At 63.8% G+C, this 15,274-nt stretch carries 11 protein-coding genes and 1 tRNA gene; 3 read left to right on the forward strand and 9 right to left on the reverse strand.

The window, feature by feature from the left end; translation table 11 throughout:
- Positions 1 to 133 precede the first annotated feature (133 nt).
- The 6 genes from AC5Y5E_RS01210 to pgm form a co-directional block, all read right to left on the reverse strand.
- Entirely contained in the window at positions 134 to 3,169 is a 3,036-nt protein-coding gene (locus AC5Y5E_RS01210) for a DUF4185 domain-containing protein (RefSeq protein ID WP_499901183.1), read from the reverse strand.
- A 705-nt stretch (positions 3,170 to 3,874) separates the two neighbouring features.
- Positions 3,875 to 6,721, reverse strand: a complete 2,847-nt coding sequence (locus AC5Y5E_RS01215) for a hypothetical protein (RefSeq protein WP_499901184.1) — start codon at positions 6,719 to 6,721, stop codon at positions 3,875 to 3,877.
- An 800-nt stretch (positions 6,722 to 7,521) separates the two neighbouring features.
- A complete protein-coding gene (locus AC5Y5E_RS01220) occupies positions 7,522 to 8,103 on the reverse strand; it encodes a hypothetical protein (protein ID WP_499901185.1) in 582 nt (193 codons plus the stop codon).
- A gap of 338 nt (positions 8,104 to 8,441) precedes the next feature.
- A tRNA-Ala gene (locus AC5Y5E_RS01225) sits at positions 8,442 to 8,514 on the reverse strand.
- Between the two features lie 53 nt (positions 8,515 to 8,567).
- Positions 8,568 to 9,719 (reverse strand): MFS transporter, encoded by a 1,152-nt coding sequence (locus tag AC5Y5E_RS01230; protein WP_499901830.1) that lies wholly within the window; start codon positions 9,717 to 9,719, stop codon positions 8,568 to 8,570.
- A 71-nt stretch (positions 9,720 to 9,790) separates the two neighbouring features.
- Positions 9,791 to 11,419 carry a phosphoglucomutase (alpha-D-glucose-1,6-bisphosphate-dependent) gene (gene pgm / locus AC5Y5E_RS01235; protein WP_499901186.1) on the reverse strand — a complete coding sequence of 543 codons (1,629 nt, stop codon included), beginning with the start codon at positions 11,417 to 11,419 and terminating at the stop codon, positions 9,791 to 9,793.
- 80 nt (positions 11,420 to 11,499) lie between these two features.
- Here pgm and crcB (AC5Y5E_RS01240) point away from each other — a divergent pair, with 80 nt between their 5' ends.
- Together crcB (AC5Y5E_RS01240) and crcB (AC5Y5E_RS01245) are read left to right on the forward strand one after the other, a co-directional pair.
- On the forward strand, positions 11,500 to 11,898 hold the full coding sequence (crcB, locus tag AC5Y5E_RS01240; protein ID WP_499901187.1) for a fluoride efflux transporter CrcB: 399 nt from the start codon (positions 11,500 to 11,502) through the stop codon (positions 11,896 to 11,898).
- Positions 11,895 to 12,263 (forward strand): fluoride efflux transporter CrcB, encoded by a 369-nt coding sequence (gene crcB, locus AC5Y5E_RS01245; RefSeq protein WP_499901188.1) that lies wholly within the window; start codon positions 11,895 to 11,897, stop codon positions 12,261 to 12,263. Before crcB (AC5Y5E_RS01240) ends, crcB (AC5Y5E_RS01245) begins: the two co-directional genes overlap by 4 nt.
- 9 nt (positions 12,264 to 12,272) lie before the next feature.
- Here the strand turns inward: crcB (AC5Y5E_RS01245) and AC5Y5E_RS01250 are convergent, their stop codons facing one another.
- Both AC5Y5E_RS01250 and AC5Y5E_RS01255 read right to left on the reverse strand, forming a co-directional pair.
- Positions 12,273 to 12,902, reverse strand: coding sequence for a GNAT family N-acetyltransferase (locus AC5Y5E_RS01250; protein ID WP_499901189.1), 630 nt, complete (start codon positions 12,900 to 12,902; stop codon positions 12,273 to 12,275).
- A gap of 26 nt (positions 12,903 to 12,928) precedes the next feature.
- Positions 12,929 to 13,294, reverse strand: a complete 366-nt coding sequence (locus AC5Y5E_RS01255; RefSeq protein ID WP_499901190.1) for a DUF488 domain-containing protein — start codon at positions 13,292 to 13,294, stop codon at positions 12,929 to 12,931.
- Positions 13,295 to 13,322: 28 nt separating this feature from the next.
- Here AC5Y5E_RS01255 and AC5Y5E_RS01260 point away from each other — a divergent pair, with 28 nt between their 5' ends.
- Positions 13,323 to 14,579 carry an HNH endonuclease gene (locus tag AC5Y5E_RS01260; RefSeq protein WP_499901191.1) on the forward strand — a complete coding sequence of 419 codons (1,257 nt, stop codon included), beginning with the start codon at positions 13,323 to 13,325 and terminating at the stop codon, positions 14,577 to 14,579.
- Here AC5Y5E_RS01260 and AC5Y5E_RS01265 read toward each other — a convergent pair.
- Positions 14,541 to 15,257, reverse strand: coding sequence for a mycothiol-dependent nitroreductase Rv2466c family protein (locus tag AC5Y5E_RS01265; protein ID WP_499901192.1), 717 nt, complete (start codon positions 15,255 to 15,257; stop codon positions 14,541 to 14,543). The two genes, AC5Y5E_RS01260 and AC5Y5E_RS01265, sit on opposite strands and share 39 nt — an antisense overlap.
- Between the last annotated feature and the right edge of the window lie 17 nt (positions 15,258 to 15,274).

The following is a 15,274-nucleotide window of genomic DNA, read 5'->3' on the forward strand; positions in this document are numbered from 1 at the left end:
CCTTGGCCTCGACCACGTGGTGTCGATGCGAACCTTGTTGGTGCGCAACAGTTTCGCGTCAACACCACCTTTGCCAACAGCGCCTGATTGAGCCCCACCATCGCATCCTCACCACAACGCGTGCTCAGTTTCATTAGCCCGACGAGGCCGGCGACACTGTGCCTGCCGTTCGACGTGCCGCGGTCTTTGACACGGCGCGGGAGTGACCCTTGCGGGCTGTGACGCGTGTCGTGCCCTTCGTCGGTGCTTGTCTTTCCACGCCCTTCGCCGCTGCGGCCCCTTCGACCACTTTCTTCGGGGCGCTGCGCTTCATGGGGTTTCGCGCCGGGCCTCCGTCACCGGTCCGCCGCTGACGGTGGCCGTTACCGAGCTGTCGTGACGGTGTGCTGTCGGCGGCGATCATGGGCGCCGCCGCGGTCAGTTCTTTGGCGAATCCCTCGTGAAGTTCGCCCTGAGCACAGAGAGTGTCTCGGACTAGATAGACGCGGTAGTTGTCGTCGTGCCACTGGCTGACGAAGAAGGCCATGCCGTCTGGTTCATTGAGGCGGCTCAGCGGTGAAATGTAGCCCCCGTACAGCTGCTCGATCGCAGGTTTGCCGGGAATGCGCCCATCCGAGGCGTACACGACGCGGCTCTGGGTGCCGCGCCAGTCATCCTGAGGGGTTCGCACGGTCCTGGCCTCTTGCCAGCCGTTGGCGGCGTCGAAATAGGACAGCACGCAGTTGCCTTCGATGTAGCGGAAGCACAGTTCCCCGTAGGCGCCTTGGAGTATGGCGGAGTCCTCCGTGTCATTCGGGATGCCCCATCCCCAGCGGGTGCCATCCCATCCCCAAGGCTCCCAATAGCCGAGCGGAAACTGGCTGGCCCGGTTTCTCCACATCCAAATGCCATACTTTCGCTCAATTCCCCCGGTCCCGAAGATGTAGATGTAGTCGTCGATCCGGTCGAACGTCAGCATGGTGTTGCCGGGGTGCGTGGTCAGCACGCCGGCGCCCGGATGCACACGTAGGCCATCCCCGACGTGATCGAGCTTTAACAGCGGCTGCCCGCCTGAGGCCTGCCACCAGTCGACCAAGTCATGTGAGCGCCAGAATTCTGTCCGAAACTGCGCACCGTGTGCGTCCAGTTTCCCTTGGCTCACCATCACCGCGACATACCACCAGTCACCGACCCGGATGAAGTCGCAGGGCAAGACGGTGTCGTAGTCGGGGTTCTTATGAGCGTAGTCCCACAGTTGCCGGCGCGGAGCCATGGCAATGCCGTTGCCAGGCGTGGGAATGCCCCGCACGTTGAAGTCACTGTCGTACATGACAATTGACGGCGACTGCCAGTCTTGGCCCCAACCGAAGCTGAAGTTGTCGCCGAACATCGTCGCGATCGCATTGCGGGCAGGGTCCCACCGCATGATGCCCAGATCCGCGGCATCCATGCCAACACACGAGGTGATGCCCGGCCCGGTCACCCACCGTGGCCCTGCGAAGTCTGCCCTCGCTGGGACAAGCTGCTCGCCCTCGGATGGGGGTGCAGCTGTGGTGCGAGCCGCCACGGCGGGGGGCCGCGGCGCGATCTCCGGCACGGCGGGTGGCTGGCGGGCAACCAACTCTTCAGCACGTACCGCCGTTGCCTGCAGGGCTCCTTCGGCGTATGTGTAGCCCTTCGGCGGAATGAGAGTTGCGACCTGGTGAAACGAACACCAATACCCGAAGGGTTGAAATCCTGAGTCTGCAATCCATACCGCCTCCGCGCCCGGTGTGTTGTCGTAGCCCATCGCGGCGACGTAGTGATAGACAGTGCCACCTTGATACAGTGGCGACCTGCTGCCTTTCGTGCCCTGCGGATAATTGGATGGCGGAGCAACCCAGTTCATGATTACACCCCAACCGGCGTCGATGCTGCGGACGAGATCGCGCCACAGCCGGTCGCGTTGGGCCGCGGTCGGCGGGTCGTTCGGCAAGTAGATCGACATATAGCCGGCCTCTGGCGCCCGCTGGTCAAGGTCCTTCTCGATCAGCCCGACGTAATCCGTCCCCCCTAGGTGTGTGCCGATCGAGAGGGCCAACTCTTGCTCGGAGACGATGATCCCGCGGGCGTTGAGCACGACCTGTGTGGCGGCCGGGCCGCACCAGAAGCCGGTTTCCTGCGGGACGATGCTGTGGTCGTAGGGCAGTATCTTCTCCACGCCAGTGACACCAGCCCGCACGCCGCACATCTCCTGCGTCGCGTTCGACCTCAGCCCATCCGGCGTCACCGGCCCCGACGGATATGTCAGCTCATGCCACGTCATCGGAGTCGACGGGGGCATCCGGCCGCCCGTCGGCATCGAGGCGCGGGTTAGTGGCGCCGCTACAATCGGCTTCGCTGCCGGCTGCAATCCCACAACGGGGACATCGGATTTGGCGAAATCCAGCCGGATTTCGCCCGCTTCCTGAAGCCGCTTCAGCAGCACCATAGCGCCGCACTGCTGGCTGACGGCTGTTTCCGACCATTGGCCGTCACCGACGTACTTCCCGCTCGTGTATTGATTGCTGTAGCTCCACAGGTACGGGGACTTCACGTGCGGGTGGTACAAGCGATATCCGAAGCCGTTGAACTTCTCAAACAAGTACGCCAGGTGCTCGACTGACCAGTCCGTGACCTGTGCGAGCCCGTCGTATGCCATTGCGTCAGAGGCGCTTTCCTCCCACGTGAATGGCGGATCGCCGCAGGGGGGCCGCCCCGCCGGCACGTGCACCGTGCGCCCGGTCAGCGGGTCACCATTGTGCAGATGCCTGGTGAAGTCCCCACCGGCTTCGAGATTATGAATGATCGCAATCGCAAACCAAGGGACTTTGGTCAGCCCCTCGACCGTGCGGTACCGTTCCTTCTCGGCAACGATGCGTTGAACGATCGAATCAATTTCGGGCAACTTGCTCTGGCGAATTGCCATCGACGCCCACAGGTCCGAGTATTCGGCCTTCAGGTCGCAGAAGTCTGACCCGCCTGGAGTTCCTTTCGTGCCGGCTGCGAAGCTGCGGTAGTCCAGATCAGCTGGCGTGAAGGTGTATTCCTGTTTGAATTCCTCGATTTCGCGGTTCTTATCGGCCAGGAACCCGTCGATCGGGGATGGCGTGTCGCTTTCCTTCCCGGACGCAGACGCTTTCGTCGCGTTGGCGGTGCTTGTGGTCGCCATTGTGGATCTTACCTTTCTTGCCCTGCCGCTGAATGTGATGCAATTTCAGCGCTGTGTTTTTCGAGCAAGGCGCTAGCGGAGCGTACGACCGCTTGAATGTGCTATCTATCCCCCGCAGAACGCGATGCGGTTTGTGCTCTTCCATTCGACGCCATCCACCGGCAGGCTAGTAGGGCCGAAAGTCTCTAGGGGACAAGCCTTCAAGATCAGGCGAGCCGGCCCGGCAGAGTCGGGTCCGGTTGTGCATCACCCGGTTGAAGGGCACCCCCCGGTCGGCAGCGTGTTAGCGCGGAAAGCTCAGCAGCCCCGCGCCGATCATGACCGAAGGAAAGCTGGAAGCTCCCGCATCGTGCCCGTGATTCTCGACGTGACAAGTCTGTGAAAACGTGACTGCCCTTAATAGCTCCTTGTCCGAGCGTCTCGGCGCCGTGGTAATCAATGCTAGAGCGTCGAGAGTGGGCCGACGGAGGCAGTTGCATCAGCGGGCATGCAACTGCGGCCTCACGATCGTGTTCGTGACTTTCCAGCCGTTACCCTGCCGTCGCCTGAATCAGCCACTGAGACAGGATGTCTTGTCCAAGCCCCGGCTCATCACGCCGAATTATCATACCGGCAAATGAAATTAGGTTCCTGCCGGTCTGGACGTTCCTCCACCTCATGGCCACCGGAGGGCGGCCGCGAAATCGAAAATCAGCCGGCTCTTGGTCAGGATTCCTCGAAGTCGTCAGGCATCGGGATTTCCCCTAGGTCCCAACGTATATGGGCGAGCAGCTTCTCATGCGTCCCAGGCTCCGACCACATCGCGCTGCCGCCGGACTTCGCAAACTCTGGGATGTCGCCGGGGTCGAGAGCGTCAGGATCGCCGCCCGCGGAGAACACGGCAGTATGCACCGCGTCATAGCCGACGGGGATGAACTTGACTGGGAGCTTCTCAAACAGCTTCTGTTCCCATCCTGGCCCTTTGTCAGGACCCCAGAAGAACGTCGCGTCGTGCGCGCCGAAATACGCCGCATACACCCCTGCAGAACCTGGACCAGATGGCTCCTGAAGATCCCAAAGCTTTGCCAATTGACCCTTGTTGTTCCGCTTCGGCTGGGGCAGCACAGTGGCGTACGCGGTGGCGTCGTGGGCAAGTTGCCCCGCCACCTGCAACAATCGTGCGGGTGAGCCAGCGTCGATGTCCGTGATGTCCATGTTTGGTTCCACGCGGTACTCGTGGCCGAAACAGTCCTCGTCGCCGACGCCAGGATACAAATGCAGGCCAAACACCCGTTTGCGATTGGTCCACCGCTCTCGCAAGCAGTCCTCGCCACTTCTGGGGTGGAGCAGGTCAGCATGCCATGTAAATTCAGTCTCGGACCAGGCAAATTCGTCGGCAGCGGCTTTACTTTGATGGATTAGCATCGGCAAAGCCGTCTCGTCCAATACGGTGCCAGGCAGGACCACTTTATGTAATCGGTGCTCGTTGTCTCGGTGGTCTGGGAGGCCCCATTCCGGTCTGTACGAGGAGTGTTCTCTGGGCTCGGGGAAGAACGACAGTAATCCGCTGTGTCTGAAGACTTCATCTTCGTAGTCGCCCTTGAGTGGGGAGGGTGCCCCGACCCAGGCGAAGTGCGGTTCGCCGGTGACGGTGGTCGAAATGATCGGATACAAGCGGTAGGCGTTAGCGATTAGCAAGTCCGCTGCCGCCAGGCTTGTCGCCGGAGCGCACCCGTCTGGCCGCGTGGTGTGCCGCATCGCATTATTCGGGTAAGGATTTTCCTGATAGTAGTACTGCGGATTCTGTTGCCCGCCGCGTTCGACCACAGCTACCACGCCGAAGGGAGCTTCCTTGAGCCACTCGTAATTGTCGATCCAAAACCGGTAGTGCTCGTACATCCCGAAGTCGTAACGCTCAAACTGCGCTTTCAGCTTGCGTTCTAGGGCTTGCAGCAAGCTGAGGCCGGGCTTTGTGCCCTGGTCCGTCAGCGTGTCGGTGAGAAATGCCCTCACCGCATCCAGCGCCAGCCGGAATGAGGCGGCTTTCGTTTTAATATTTACTTCGTTGCCGAGTTTATCGCGAACCACGCCTTGGAAATTGGCACAGAACTCCAGGTACTGCGCGAAGATACCTCGGATCGAAAGCCACACCAGAGACTGGCCGAACACAAGCTGGGAGGTCGTGCGTGCCAGACTTATTCCAAGCCCATCGAATACTTTTTCCCACGGCCAGTACTCGTAGCCGCTGGGCATATAGCCGCCCAACGGTAGCGGTTCTTCACCAGTTCCATCCCCGCCGCTGCTGTCCCCACCACCGCTGTTCTCCTCGGCACTGGCATAGAAGCCGCCTACTCCGCGCAGGGAAGCGGATGCCTCATCATCGACCGACAACCGTGACTTGGCAGCCGACCGCGGAATAGTCTCGGAAACTTGATCCTCGACGTGAACCTCACCGAAGGCCGCTTTATTGATCTGCTCCTCGGTGGTGTCCGCCGCGAGTTTCTTCAGCGTGTCCAGTTCCTTGTCGACCGCCTCTTTGGTCTTCTCAGGATCCGCCGGGGGGGCTGCAGCGTCGCCGAATAGAGTCTTGAATTGCAAGGCTTTGATCGCTTGCCCGAGGATACCGGGGAGTTTCGGCACAGTAATATCGACGGGCTTGGCGGAATACTCCAGTTTCGGATTGTCCGGTGCATCCACCACTTCGGGTGCCTCTTTTGACCACGCCTCACCACTGGTGAACTGGTCAAAGCTTTTGGTGTTGAGGTCATTCGCCACTTTTTGCGCCCACTTCGCAGGCGAGGATTGACCGGGCTGGCCGAACGCTCCCGCCCTGAAACGCGTCGTGACGTTTTGCTCTGCGTGCGTTTTGACGTACTGACCCGCAGCCTCGGCGCCCACAAAGGGAAGGGACGCCGCGATTCCCCCGCCCATAGTGAAAACATTCTCAGTGTTGCCGGTGTCCATTTGGAAAGCACCTTCAAAAACCCCGTAGGCCACCAGATCGAGCCTGCGAACGAAGCCCGTGCCGAACGTTTCGTAGAAGGAGTTCAGAGCACGATCTAACGCTAAGTAATCGGCGGCGGTCGCGTCTTTTGACGCCGCGTCGACGGCGGCTTTCTGGACGGCCTCGAACTTGTCCCGGAAGCCTTTCGTCGTGCAGCTGTAAAGCTGATCTGGCGTGGCGCTCTTGTCCAATTCGACGAAACTCATCGCCTTGCTAACACCGACAATCGCCGCTTTCGATGATCGACGACACGCATTATCTGTCTGCTTCGCGTAAAACTTCGCAGAAAAATCGACGATTCCGAGGTTCAATTGCATCGATGCAGACGCGTTCCAGCCCCATGTATCTTGCGACTTGCTGTCGGTGCCCCCGACTCGTATTTCGGTTTTTAACTTACCGCCAGGCCTAACAATCAATAGCTCGCTCGCAGCCAGTTTTTTCCAGAGGAACGCCCGCGTTGACCGCATTACTCTATTCGTGTCGGTATTAATGGGCGTGCCAATGGTAAGCTCGGCCAACTCTTCGGGATAATCGTCTTGCAGCCAGTCTTTATCATCTTTGGCAGACATTAAAGTTCCCCTTATCCTCAATTCGCCGCAGTGTCGACGCAAGGCTACGACACGCGACGCTACGCCGCCCCGAAAAGCAGGCAAGGGCCAAAAGTCCCCAGCCCGAGTCTCAAGACTGGATTGGGGGCAGGAAACCGATTGGCGCGTACAGGCCAAGTCGATACATCTGTGGAACTGAACTGCATTGGCACACAACAGAATTCAACTAACATAATTCTCAGTGCTGGGGCCCGCCGTAGGCCGGCTCGCCTCTGCGTTTCGGGCGCCGCGACCAGTGCCGATTTGTCGGCGCCGTGAACACTCAATTGACCTCGGAAATCAATGCCAGGGCGGTCGCGATGGGCCGACGGAGGCAATTGCATCAGCGGTCCTGCAACTGCGACCTCACGGTTGTGTTCGCGACTTTCGAGCCGCTACCCAGCCGCCGTCTGAATCGACCGCCGGGACAGGACGATTCGTCCAAGCCCCGGCTCATCACCCCGAATCATCACAGCGGCAAGTGAAATTAGGTTCCTACTGCTAGAAGCCTCATGATCACGATATCCACGACGATTTGACACGCTTCACTGCGATGCACAGACAACGCGATCACCAATGCCGACAGTGGGCCGCCGGGTGGTCAGGGGCTTCCTCCCAGTCAGCACCGTGCCCAACACGAGCCTGCGACAACGTGTCCGAGGACGCAGTCTGCGTTGGTGCCGTCGGCAGTGGCGAACCATCCCGGGTTTCATGCGCACCTGGTTACGCGTGACCGGTGCGAGGTTCGACGTTGAAGTCAACACCGATTTAAGACGAAATGGTCAATTTGTGCCGATTTCACCGCCCTGCTGATGACGCTGTGCGTTTATCAGCGTGACCTGTTTGACGGCGTCTGCGCCGAAGTAGCCGCCAACGACCACTCCGACTAACACCGTGAAGTTTGCGACAAGGTCTTTGGCCAATTGTGTCTGGTCTTGGCCGAGGTGGGAAAAGGTCGCCCAACCGACAATGACGAGGTATGTGGCAACGAAGGCGGCCGCAATGGCGTCGCGCATCGAGTTCCTATCATAACGGCCCGCCCCGCGGTGGCGCTGCAGAAGCCAGACGCCCAGGAACGTGGCTACCGCAATTACCGCACCGCCGGCCTCTAGCGGCCCGTTCCAACCTTCGAAGCGCTTATTCAAGAACGGGGCGCCTGCGGCAACGACCACATCTCCCACCACAAGCGCCGCGGCGCCCCACCGGGCTAAGCGTTGCTGTTGTATTTGGAATGATTGTCCAGTGATTTCGCCCCTGCGCAGGAGCGGTTGCTCGGTGCTGGCAACGGTCTGTCCGCGGACACCATCACCTGGTAAGCGGTTAGGATTAGCCTCATCGATCCCGCCCGCAACGACGTCAGTCATGACTAACTCCCCTATCGAAATCCGGCAGAGGTCACCAGCGTCCCTCGCTGGGGCGCGCCGATATAGGGCCGAATGTCTATCGACGCTGCTGACGGGTAAGTGTCGTCACGGTTGTACACAAAGCACGCAATCTGGTTAATAGGGTTGTGTTCCCAAATCCGTTCCCAATGCAGGCGTTGCTCCGCTTCCTGCACGCACCTCCTGGACGCGTCCTCGGCAGCCACCACATCGACCCCGACCACAGCTACTGGCGTAACCAAAACAAAACCCCGGCCGATGGCCGGGGAACCTGTAAGCAATGACTCATCTGTCACCTATGACTCGACTCATCACATCAGTGGAGCTAAGGGGACTCGAACCCCTGACCCCCACACTGCCAGTGTGGTGCGCTACCAGCTGCGCCATAGCCCCAAGTCGTGCCCATCGAAGCTACACCACCCGCTACCGTCCTTCAAAGTTGCTGGTCAGGCGGGCTCGAGGGCCGTCCGCGTCTCCGGCGCCGGCACCCAGGCGACGGCGGCGACCAACAGGACAACCCCACTGATCGCGAACGCCCAGCCGTAGCTCAGGTGCTCGGCGACCCAGCCGACCGCTATCGAGCCGACGATCGCGCCCAGATCCGACGCCATCTGCACCGCGGCCACCGGAGTGCCCGCGCGCGCCTCTCTGCCGAGGATGTCGGCGACGGCGGCCTGCATGGGCGACATGAAGATCCCCGTCGTCACGCCGGACACAAACCCCACGACCATGAACGCGGGCAGCGACGCCACGACGCCCAGGCCGGCGGTGGCCACACCGGACGCGGCCAGGCCGACGATCAACAACGTGCGCCGTCCCATCCGGTCGGACAGGTAGCCGCTCGGAATGACGGCCACCGCATTGCCGGCCGCGAACGCCGCGAGCACCACGCCGATGACGCCGACGCTCCGCCCCATGACGTCGGAAATGAACAGCGGGACCAGCGCGACGCGGAGCCCGAACGCCGACCAGCCCATCGCAAAATTGGACAACAGCGCCGACCGATACGCGCGGAACCCCAACGCTTCTCGGATCGTCACCGTTGATCGTGTCGGCGGCAGGGGCGCGGCCAACGTCGAATTCCGCAGTCCGTAGAACAGCACCACGGCCACCCCCAGCATTGCGGCGCCGTAGACGATGAAGGGAGCCGTCAACCCCCAGCCCGCCACCAGGGCGCCGACCGCCGGCCCGCCGACCGCGCCGATCATGAACGAACTGGTAAAAATGCCCGCGATTCGCCCACGCGCGTCGGGCGGGCTGATATGGATCATCAGCCCCAAGGCCGCGACGTAGAACAGCGTCGAACCCAAGCCGCTGAGGGCGCGGAAGAACAGCAGTTGCCAGTACGCATGGGAGAACGCGCACGCGGCGGTGGCCAACCCAACGATCAGCAAACCGCCGATGTAGATCCGCCGTTCACCCAACCGTTGCGCCAACAGTCCGCTTATCGGTGCGAAACACAGTCGGGTCAACGAGAAGACGGTGACCAAGAAAGTCACCGCCTCGATGCTGACCCCGAAGGTACGGGCGAAGGCGGGCATTGCCGGCGAAATGACGCCGTAGCCCAGTGCCACCATGATGTTGGCCCAGCTGAGGATCCAGACTTCGCGCGGAAGCCGCGCAGAAGAAGAGCCGCGTCCCCCCGGGCGGGCGAGTCGGAGGGAACAAGTCACCCAATGACTTTATTAACTACCTCGCGCGCGGTTTCCTGCACCTCCACCAAATGCTCGGGTCCGTTGAAAGACTCGGCATAAATCTTGTAGACGTCCTCGGTGCCCGACGGCCGCGCAGCAAACCACGCGTTGGCGGTCGTCACCTTCAATCCACCCAGTGGCGCACCGTTGCCGGGAGCGGTGGTGAGTTTCGCGGTGATCGGCTCCCCCGCCAATTCGGTGGCGGTCACCTGCTCGGGTGAGAGCTTGGAAAGCCGCGCCTTCTGGTCGCGGTCGGTCGGCGCGTCGACGCGGGCGTAGAACGGGGTGCCGTACTCGGCGGTCAGCTCCCGATAGCGCTGCGACGGGCTCAGGCCGGTGACGGCCAGGATCTCCGAGGCCAGCAGCGCGAGGATGATGCCGTCCTTGTCGGTGGTCCACACCGAGCCGTCGCACCGCAGGAACGACGCCCCCGCGGACTCCTCGCCGCCGAAACCGATGGTGCCGCCGATGAGTCCGTCGACGAACCACTTGAACCCGACCGGCACCTCGACGAGCTTGCGGCCGATGCCGGCGACCACGCGGTCGATGATCGACGAACTGACCGCCGTCTTGCCGACGGCGATGCCGTCCGGCCACGAGGGCCGGTGCGTGTAGAGGTAGTCGATGGCCACCGCCAGGTAGTGATTCGGGTTCAGCAGTCCCTCGTCGGGCGTGACGATGCCGTGCCGGTCGGAGTCGGCGTCGTTGCCCGTGGCGATCTGGTAGTGGTCGCGGTTGGCGATCAACGAGGCCATCGCGTCCGGCGAGCTGCAGTCCATCCGGATCTTGCCATCGTGGTCGAGCGTCATGAACCGCCACGTCGCGTCCACCAATGGATTGACGACGGTCAGGTCCAGGCCATGGCGCTGGGCGATCTCGCCCCAATAGTCCACGCTGGCGCCGCCGAGCGGGTCGGCGCCGATCCGCACCCCGGCCTCCCGGATGGCGGCGACGTCGACCACGTTGGGCAGGTCGTCGACGTAGGTGCCCAGATAGTCGTAGCGCTCGACGCTGTCCAGCGCGCGGGCCAGCGGGACCCGCTGCACGCCCGAGCCGGTGCGCAGAATCTCGTTGGCGCGCTTGGCGATTGCGTTGGTGGCGTCGGTGTCCGCGGGACCCCCGTTGGGCGGGTTGTACTTGAAGCCGCCATCGGGCGGCGGGTTGTGCGACGGCGTGACCACGATCCCGTCCGCCAGGCCCTCGGTGCGCCCACGGTTGTAGGTCAGGATGGCGTGGCTGACCGCCGGCGTTGGCGTGTAGCGGTCGCGCGAGTCGATCATCGCGACCACGTCGTTGGCGGCCAGCACCTCGAGGGCCGAGACCCACGCCGGCTCCGAGAGGCCGTGGGTGTCGCGGCCGATGAACAAGGGACCCGTGGTGCCGTGAGCGGCGCGGTATTCGACGATGGCCTGGGTGATGGCCAGGATGTGCGCCTCGTTGAATGCACCGTTGAGCGCCGACCCGCGGTGACCCGAGGTGCCGAACACCACCTGCTGAGCGACGTCGTCCGGGTCGGGCTCGATCGAGTAGTACGAGGTGACCAGGTGGGGCAGGTCGACGAGGTCTTCGGGCTGGGCCGGCTGACCGGCGCGCGGGTGGGCCATGGTTACCAATTCTGCGCGTTGCTGTAGTCGCGTGTCCCTCTATGCTGCGAAGCGTTCATCCGCTGGAAAGGAAGCGATTCGTGGCCCGACCCGACTATCGCGAGCTGGCCGCGGTTTTCGTCGGCGGCGCGATCGGCGCCCTGGCCCGTACGGCGCTGCAAGCCGTCGCCGTCCGCGACCCGGAGCACTGGCCGTGGGTCACATTCACCGTCAACATCGTCGGCGCCGCGCTGGTCGGTTACTTCACCACCCGGCTGCTGGAACGGCTGCCGGTCTCGAGTTACCGCCGCCCGCTGCTCGGCACCGGATTCTGTGGTGGCTTAACGACTTTCTCGACGATGCAGGTCGAAACCGTGCGGATGATCGAGCACGGCCACTGGGCGGTGGCCGCCGCCTACAGCGTCAGCAGCATCGTGCTGGGGTTCGTGGCCGTCTATCTCGCCACGGCTTTCGTGCGTCGGGTCCGGGTGCGCCGATGACGACAGTCTTGGTGTGGTCCGGCGTGGCGCTGGTCGGCGGCATCGGGTCGGTGCTGCGCTTGGTGATCGACCGCGCGGTGGCCCGGCGCGTGGCCCGGTCGTTTCCGTTCGGAACGCTGGCGGTCAACATCAGCGGCGCCTTTCTGCTGGGATTCCTCGGGGGGCTGGCGCTGAGCAAGGACGCCGCGCTGGTCGTGGGAACCGGTTTCGTGGGCGCCTACACCACCTTTTCCACCTGGATGCTGGAAACGCATCGCCTCGGCGAGGAACGGCAGACGTGGACGGCGCTGGCCAACGTCGTCGTGAGCGTCGCCCTCGGCATCGCCGCGGTGGTCCTCGGGCAGTGGGTGGCGTCGCAGGTTTGAGCCTGGCGCTCAGGCCTCGCGGAGCTTGGGCACGTCGTCAGGGGTGCGGGGCAGCGCATACAGCGCCATTCGCCGGTTCGACATGTCGTGCTCGCCCAGGAACACGCAACCGGCGCGCTCACAGAATCGCCGCGCCGTCTTGTTCCGGTAATCGGGATCGAACATGATCCGGCGACACCGTGGATCCTGGTCGAGCACGCTCGCGACGAAGTAGGGCAGTACGTATCCGGCGATACCCCGATTCACGAACTCTTCGTCGGCGATGGCGGCATGTATCCCCAAGTCGTAGGGGTCGGCCTCGTACCGGGTCGCGATGGAATCCTTTGCGGCCCGGTACAATTCGATGTAAGCGTGGTCTTGCCCATCCTGGCTGGCAAAAAACGGTCGCGAATAACTGCCGTCGAGTTGCGCGCTGAGGTATCGGTGCCAGCGCTCGGGCGGCCAGGCGTATTCCCATGATTCGGCGAGGGCGGGCCGGTTCATCCACTCCGAGATCATCTCGGCATCGGCGTCCGGGTCGGCAAGCCGGAATGCATACGGATCGGGAACCTCGGCGACACCGGGCGGCGGCGGCACGCGACGCACCTCGTCGTCGATTTCGGTCAGTTCCCGCGGCAGGATCACTTCGGGTTCGCTCATATCAAACGCGCAGCCTACTTGCCGGCTCACAGGAGCGTCGCCAGCACCGCCGCGTGGCTGCCGTCCACCTCGCGGACGGCGGTCACCAGGGTCACGACGCCGCGCTTCGCCAGCCTGCGCAGCTCCGCCAGGGCCGCATTGCCATGCAACTCCTCGGTGTAGCGCGCCTTGAATTCGTCGAACCGTTCGGGGTCATGGTGGTACCACTCGCGCAGCTCCTTCGACGGCGCGACGTCTTTGCACCAGATGCCCACCCGCGGGTCGTCCTTGCGGACCCCGCGCGGCCAGATGCGATCGGCCAGCACGCGCTGGCCGTCGTCAGGATCGACGTCGTCATACACGCGCCCCACCCGGATTCGGCTTTTGGCGCTCACACCGACCACGGTAGCCATGTCGGCGGCATCGGTTAGTATCGAAAGTATGTTCGAATGCAGTGGCGACGAGGCCGCCCTCATCGAGGGGATTGCCGAGTTGGAGCGGGAGAAGTCCGCGGCGGCCGCCGGCCAGGCGCGGTTGGCAGCGGCGCTGGATGCGCTGCGCCGCTCGAACGAGGCCGAGGCCGGGGTGCCTGCCGCCCAGCGCGGCCGTGGGCTGGCCAGCGAGATCGCCTTGGCGCGACGCGATTCCCCGGCCAGGGGCGGCCGGCACCTGGGCTTCGCCAAGGCCCTGGTCCACGAGATGCCGCACACGCTGGCGGCCCTGGAATGCGGCGCGCTGTCCGAATGGCGGGCCACGCTGATCGTGCGCGAGAGCGCGTGTTTGGACGTCGAGGATCGCCGCACGCTGGACGCCGAGTTGTGCGCCGACCCGGACGACCTCGACGGCATGGGCGACGCGCGGGTGGCCGCCGCCGCCAAGGCGATCGCCTACCGACTCGACCCGCACGCCGTGGTCGAACGGGCGGCCAAGGCCGAGAACGAGCGCACCGTCACCATCCGGCCGGCGCCCGACACGATGACGTATGTGACTGCGCTGCTGCCGGTGACCCAGGGAGTTTCGGTGTACGCGGCGCTGCGGCGCGAGGCGGACATCCGCTGTGACGGGCGCTCCCGCGGGCAGGTCATGGCGGACACCCTGGTGGAGCGGGTCACCGGACGCGACGCGGCGGTCCCCACCCCGCTCGCGGTCAACTTGGTGCTGTCGGACGCGACGCTGCTGGGCGGCGACAGCGCACCGGCCGAGATCTGCGGCTACGGCCCCATTCCGGCGGCGGTCGCCCGGGCGATGGTCGCAAGCACGCTCGCCGACCGGCGGTCCCGGGCGACGCTGCGCAGGCTCTACGCGCATCCGCGTTCGGGGGCGCTGGTGGCGATGGAGTCACGGGCGCGCCTGTTCCCACGCGGCCTGGCGGCCTTCATCGAGCTGCGCGATCAACGTTGCCGCACGCCCTACTGCGACGCGCCGATCCGGCAGCGCGACCACGCGCGGCCATGGGCCGCGGACGGGCCGACCACCGCGGACAACGGTTTGGGCTGCTGCGAGCGGTGCAACTACGCCAAGGAGGCCGCGGGCTGGCGGGTCCGCACCAGTACCGACGAAAACCACACGCACACAGCCGAATTCACCACGCCGACGGGTAAGACATACCGGTCGACGGCCCCGCCGCGCGCACCCACGATCGAATACACCGAGGTCGAATTACGAATCGGCGTCGCCCTGGCTCGACACGCCGCTTAGGCGTTCGACGTCGATTACCTCGCCGCGATTGATGCTGACCCAGTCACGCCCATCGAGATAGGGCTGCAGGCTCCGGCCGATGAGTTCGAGATCGGCCGGCGCCTTGGGCCGCTGCAATTCGTAGACGTGCGGCAGCTCGGCCATCCCTGCCACGACGTTCCACAGCGTCACGGCGGGCGGGCCGGTCGGCGGATCCACCAACACGGGCCCAAACAGGCACTGCCCCAACAAGAACAGGGTCGGCACGCCGAACCCGCCCGCGTCGACGACGCGCTGATGGTCTTCGCGGATCTCGTCGTGGGTGGTGGGGTCGGCCAGGGCCTCGTCCAAGACTGCCGCGTCAACCCCGATGTCGCCCAGCAGCTTTCGCGCCACTGCAGGATCGTGCGGCTTGCCGCCCAGGGTGTGCAGTTCGCGTCCGATTCCGCCGTACCAGCGGTCCAGCAACGCCATGTCCGTCCGGCGCAGCAGCGCCCCGATCCGCATCAGCGACCAGCCGTAGGACCAGTCCCGCTCCCACGGGTGCTTTTGGCCCTCCGACCGGTTGATCTCCTCGAGGCTGAAGAACCGCCAATTGACGGTTATGCCGAGCTGCTCACGAACGTCGCGGATCCACAACGACGTCTGGTAGGCGAACGGGCACATGGGGTCGAAGTGAAAGTCCACGGTCCCGCTCATCGGAATCGCTCCTTGGC

Source organism: Mycobacterium sp. NGS54 (assembly GCF_059812465.1).

Excerpts from the sequence above, each read along its gene's own strand:
- AC5Y5E_RS01210 (WP_499901183.1), bottom strand. The coding sequence starts at position 3,169 with ATGGCGACCACAAGCACCGCCAACGCGACGAAAGCGTCTGCGTCCGGG.
- AC5Y5E_RS01215 (WP_499901184.1), bottom strand. The coding sequence starts at position 6,721 with ATGTCTGCCAAAGATGATAAAGACTGGCTGCAAGACGATTATCCCGAA.
- AC5Y5E_RS01220 (WP_499901185.1), bottom strand. The coding sequence starts at position 8,103 with ATGACTGACGTCGTTGCGGGCGGGATCGATGAGGCTAATCCTAACCGC.
- pgm (WP_499901186.1), bottom strand. The coding sequence starts at position 11,419 with ATGGCCCACCCGCGCGCCGGTCAGCCGGCCCAGCCCGAAGACCTCGTC.
- crcB (WP_499901188.1), top strand. The coding sequence starts at position 11,895 with ATGACGACAGTCTTGGTGTGGTCCGGCGTGGCGCTGGTCGGCGGCATC.
- AC5Y5E_RS01250 (WP_499901189.1), bottom strand. The coding sequence starts at position 12,902 with ATGAGCGAACCCGAAGTGATCCTGCCGCGGGAACTGACCGAAATCGAC.
- AC5Y5E_RS01255 (WP_499901190.1), bottom strand. The coding sequence starts at position 13,294 with ATGGCTACCGTGGTCGGTGTGAGCGCCAAAAGCCGAATCCGGGTGGGG.
- AC5Y5E_RS01260 (WP_499901191.1), top strand. The coding sequence starts at position 13,323 with ATGTTCGAATGCAGTGGCGACGAGGCCGCCCTCATCGAGGGGATTGCC.
- AC5Y5E_RS01265 (WP_499901192.1), bottom strand. The coding sequence starts at position 15,257 with ATGAGCGGGACCGTGGACTTTCACTTCGACCCCATGTGCCCGTTCGCC.